This is a genomic window from Desulfovibrio sp., assembly GCF_035644575.1.
Taxonomy (GTDB): Bacteria; Desulfobacterota; Desulfovibrionia; order Desulfovibrionales; family Desulfovibrionaceae; genus Desulfovibrio.
The window spans coordinates 1-4,482 of the sequence record NZ_DASQOG010000104.1 but is presented as its reverse complement, the minus strand read 5'-3'; the positions used below and the strand labels follow the sequence as shown (position 1 = coordinate 4,482).

2 protein-coding genes and 1 pseudogene are annotated in these 4,482 nt (G+C 59.4%); 1 reads left to right on the top strand and 2 read right to left on the bottom strand.

What is annotated here, in order from left to right; translation table 11 throughout:
* Both VEZ52_RS06095 and VEZ52_RS06090 read right to left on the bottom strand, forming a co-directional pair.
* On the bottom strand, positions 1-422 hold a 422-nt coding region (locus VEZ52_RS06095; protein ID WP_324836037.1), incomplete at its 3' end, for a nucleoside monophosphate kinase.
* Positions 423-554: 132 nt separating this feature from the next.
* Positions 555-4,013 carry an AsmA family protein gene (locus tag VEZ52_RS06090; protein ID WP_324836036.1) on the bottom strand — a complete coding sequence of 1,153 codons (3,459 nt, stop codon included), beginning with the start codon at positions 4,011-4,013 and terminating at the stop codon, positions 555-557.
* 145 nt (positions 4,014-4,158) lie between these two features.
* Here VEZ52_RS06090 and VEZ52_RS06085 point away from each other — a divergent pair.
* Positions 4,159-4,482: pseudogene (locus tag VEZ52_RS06085) on the top strand (glycosyltransferase family 1 protein); the annotation flags it as partial.

Here is a 4,482-nt window from a genome sequence, read left to right as displayed (position 1 = left end):
ATGAAGATGTTGTTGGGGTGGTTGTTGTTATTCTTGCAGAGGCGGCGGCCCATGATGCGGTTTTTGGCCACTTCGCGGGGCAGAAGAATTTCAACCACGTAGTCAAGCTGCATGCCTTCTTTCTGAAGGGCGTCCCACAGCTTCTGGGCCTGCACGGTATTGCGGGGGAAGCCGTCAAGCAGCCAGCCCTGCTGCCCCTTGGTCTTCAGGGTTTCCAGCACCATGGGAATGGTGATGTCATCGGGCACGAGGTCGCCGCGATCAATGTAAGCCTTGGCTTTTTTGCCCAGCTCGGTGCCGCCGCCGATGTGTTCACGGAAGATGGCCCCGGATTCGATATGGGCGAGGTTGTACTTCTGCTTGATCAGGTCGCCCTGAGTGCCTTTGCCGCTGCCATTGGGGCCAAAAATAAGGATATTCACTGGTACTCTCCTTGCCGGAACCGAGTTAGTTTGTGCAAAAAAGAACACAACTGGCACCCTATCCCCTAAAATAGGCCCTGTCAACGGGTGCTGGGAAGAATGCTCGACATGTTGCGGCCCAGGGGCCGCTGCCTACCGAAAGAGCTTCCAGGTGCCTTCCACCACGCTGCCAAGCACATCCACAAAACCCTGGGTGATACCGCCAATGGTGTTGAGCAGCAGTTTGCCAGCGCCAATGGATGTTTTGCTGTTGTCCAGGCTGCCATAAAGGCGCATGGGGAATTCTGGTAGATTCTTCATGTTTACGGTAAAGTTACAGTCAAGGGTCTCGCTGTTGAGGTCTATCCATCCGCCGCCGGTAACAGTGAGATCCTGCCCTTTGAGATAAAAATCACCACTTTTTGCAATGCCGTTGGTGATTGCGCCGGAGCTGCCCGCAGCGTCAAAGCGTGTGGGTTTGCCCTTGAGTTGACCGTCTTTGTCGCGCGACTGGTAAAAGCCGTTATGAACGTTGAAGCGCCATTTGCCGTTCAGCCGCGCGGGCAACTGGTTTGCCCCTGTCAGTTCCGCGTCAACTTCGGAGTTTATGCTCGCGCGCCCGCCAAGGGCAGCGCTGCCGCCGCGATCCTTGCTTGCCGCTGCAAGGTCAAAGCCCTCGATGGACAGGGCATTGGCAAATCCCATCCCCTTGTTGAAGCGCATTTCACCATGCGCCGACACGGGCGAGCCATAAAATTTGCCGCCCTGGCTTTCATAACGCAGGGTTCCATTCTCCATCTTGGCTTTAAGGCGCAGGTCATCGGTGCGCAGTTTCCAAAGGGTGAGTTGACCAACGTGCGCTTCGCCCTCAGCTGAAAATGCGCGCATGAAGCGCAGATCCCACGGTTTGCCTTCGGTCTTTTTTTTGCTCTTGCCGCCGTCTGCCTGACCGGCGGCCTTGTCGCCCACATAGCGGTCAAGGTCAATCTGCGGAGCGGAGAGCTTGAATCGCAGGGCCAGCTCCTTGCGCCAGTCAAGGCTGATACTGCCGGAAATGTCGTTTTGATCCACCTTGGCGCGGAATTCTGACAGCGCCAGGGATCCGCTATCGCCCTTGAAGGCAGTGTCCAGCTCTATCCGCCGCAAGGGTTGCGGCACATTGGGGTTGGCAGCGCCAAGCAGGCGCAGTGTTTTTGTGCTGTCCGGGATAAAGGCTGAAACCTTGCCCTGCCAGACCATGCCCTCCTTGCCCATGCCCAGTTGCCCTGCGCCGGAAATGTCCGCCCCGAGGGCGTTCATGCGCATGTCTGTGGCCGAAAGCTGGTTGCGAGCCGCCTGACAACTGAATTTGCCGCTGATCTGCGCTTGCAGGCCCTCTGGCTGGAAGGATTTTTCCGGGCTGAGGCTCAGGCTGATGGTGCCGGGCAGGTTTTGAAAATCCATGTTGCCGCCGCCCTGGCCATCGCCGCTGAACCAGAGTCTGCCGTTGAGGTCCACGCTGGCGTCAATGCCTTCATCAGCAATGGTGGCGGTCCATTGGCCTTCAAGGCCCAGACGGCTTTGCTCCCAGGCTGCCGTGCGGGCTTTAAGGCTCACATCAAGCGTTTTAAAGCCCACAGCGCCGGGGGAGGCCTTGCCGGGAATATTGTTCGGCGGGCGCAACTGGCCTTTTTCGGCCCGGGCGCTTACCGTGCCGCGCAACTTGCCCAGAAAGACATCCAGCTCCCGCCCCTGGCTCATGACGTCCACATCGCCACGCAGCTTGCCGCCGCTCACGGGCATGACCGGGAGGTCTTTGGCCAGATTTTCGCCGTTGACGTCACGCAAGTGCAGCCGGATGGCGTAGGGGGTATCCGGGTGCCCGCCCATGATTGTGTCGCCCTTGACGCTGCCGCCGTATAGCGTGCCGTCAACAATCAGCAGCGTGTCTTCAAAGTGGGTGACCTGGTCGACCAGCCCCTGCTTGATGACGACCAGCGCGTCGTTGATAACAATGGGGCCGTAGTTCACCCGTGTTGCAGCCAGCCGGATGTTGTAATCAAGACCGATTTCGCCGGGCACCACAGGCTTGCCGGGCATGGGAGTGAGCGGCCCGTGGCCGTATCGCGGTTCGGCAGGCACCGTGCCCACTGATTCGGGGATGGCGCGCCCCAGATTCACAGTTTCGGCTTTGAGATCCAGCAGCAGTTCAGGCCTGGCCCAGCTCGCAACGCCGCCGGAACCCAAAAAGCGGCTGCCTGCGGCGGTTACATCAATATGCGGAACGCGCAGCCCTTTGCCGTCCACAGAGAAATCAAGGGTGCCCAGGGTTACTTCGTCCAGCGCCACCTGAAGGCCAGGCGCAAGATTACGGGCAAAGCCCAGCCATTCCGTCAGGCTTGCGCGCTGCAGTTGCAGGCGGCCTTCAATACTGAATGTGTCCGGCCCCCCCAAGCGGAGCATGCCGTTGACGTTCACATCGTCCTGCCCAAGCCGCAGGCGCAGGTTTTCAAGGCTGATGCCCTGATCTTCCTTGCTGCGTTGGGCCACCGTGCCGGTCACATGGGCAGGCAGCAGCACTTCATCCTTGCGCAGTTCGCCTTCAAGGTCGCTGTTCAGGCTCCAGCCATTGGCATCAGCCTTGAGGCCGAGAGCAAAGTTGAGGCGGGCCAGCCAGTTGGGCAACTGCATGGTGCCCTTGACCGCCAGTTGCGGCGTTTTTGCGAGGGGAGCCGAGAGGTCAGTCTTGCCTTCCAGATTGAGGTGCTCAAGCTTGGCTGGCGTTTGACCCTCTGGCTGAAGAATCGCTGTGGCGCAAAAAAAGTTGCCCTCAAGGCGTGTGCCCGAGGCGGTTTCCAGGTCGCATTGCAGTCCGTTGGCCGCCAGTTGCGTTTTGTCCGCGCCGATGATGTCCACCTCGCCCTGAGAAACAGCCAGTCTGAACCGCCCCGGCAAAATGCCCGGCAACAGAGGCGCGCCTCCTGCGCTGTCCCCGGCAAGCCGGGCCAGCCACGATTGTATGGAATCCTGCGCAGGGGACTCCTGCGCGGCAGCGCTTTGCGGGGGAACCGCCGCGTCTGTTGCGGCTGGGATCGTTGCATCCTGCGTCGGTGGAGTGCTGGCCTTTGCCGCAGGGGGAGCGGCAGGCTGAGGAGCGGATTTAGGGGATGCCTTTTGGAGGGCTGCGTTTTTTTCTGGCGTGGGCTGAGCTATAACGGGCTGAGCGGCTTCGGTGTCGTCAGGGAACAGAAAGGGCAGGGTGAGCGCCACGGGCAGTTCGCCCTTGAGGCGGGGGCGCAGCAGGGTGATATTGCGGGGCAGCAGTTCGCCGCGCAGCAGCGCCAGAAAGTCGGGCCGTAGTGTGGCGTAGGCAACGGTAAAATTAAAGTTCCTGCCCTCCACGCTGGCATTGCTGACAGCCAGGGAGGGCAGCGGCAAGAGGGCCACATTGACCGATTCAACGGTAATATTCAGGCCGGTGCTGGCGGCAATCTGTTCAATATAATGTTGGGCCAGCGCCTCGGGATTACGTTGCAAAAGCCAAAAGACCGCCGCCGACATAGCCGACAGGGTTAACAGAAGCGCCAGAAAAATGCGCGTTATAAGGCGAAGTCGGCCAGGGTTGAGCAGCATGTGCATTCTCGCGTCTTGACGCCTTGGGGCGTCGAGGCTAGGTTTTGAACCTATTGCAAATCGGGCCTGTTGGCAACTGCCAGGCGTGAGATGCCAAGCACCTTGCGCAGTTAGCGCAGAACCACATTACTGTTGCCGGGGGCGCATGAAGCGGCTTTTGTGGATAGGCAGTCCTTTTTTCAGCGATGCCCTTTCTTCCTGCGGCTGGGATGCTGTGGCCCGGCACAATTTTGAGCATGCCGCCGTGTTTGGCTGGCATGATCTGGTGCGTATTGCGGGTTTTGAACCAGACGTGCTGGTAGTGGCCGACAAAAGCCGCGCTCCCTATGTGCTTGGCGTAGAGGACTTTCCGTGCCTCACTGTGTTCTACAGCGTGGATTCTCACATCCATTCGTGGCAACCGTATTACGCTCAGGCTTTTGATGTCTGCATTGCGTCTTTGCGCGATCATTTGCCGCGTTTTGCAGGG

Bases quoted from the DNA above. Each gene is read 5' to 3' on its own strand.
- VEZ52_RS06090 (WP_324836036.1), bottom strand. From the start codon at position 4,013: ATGCTGCTCAACCCTGGCCGACTTCGCCTTATAACGCGCATTTTTCTG.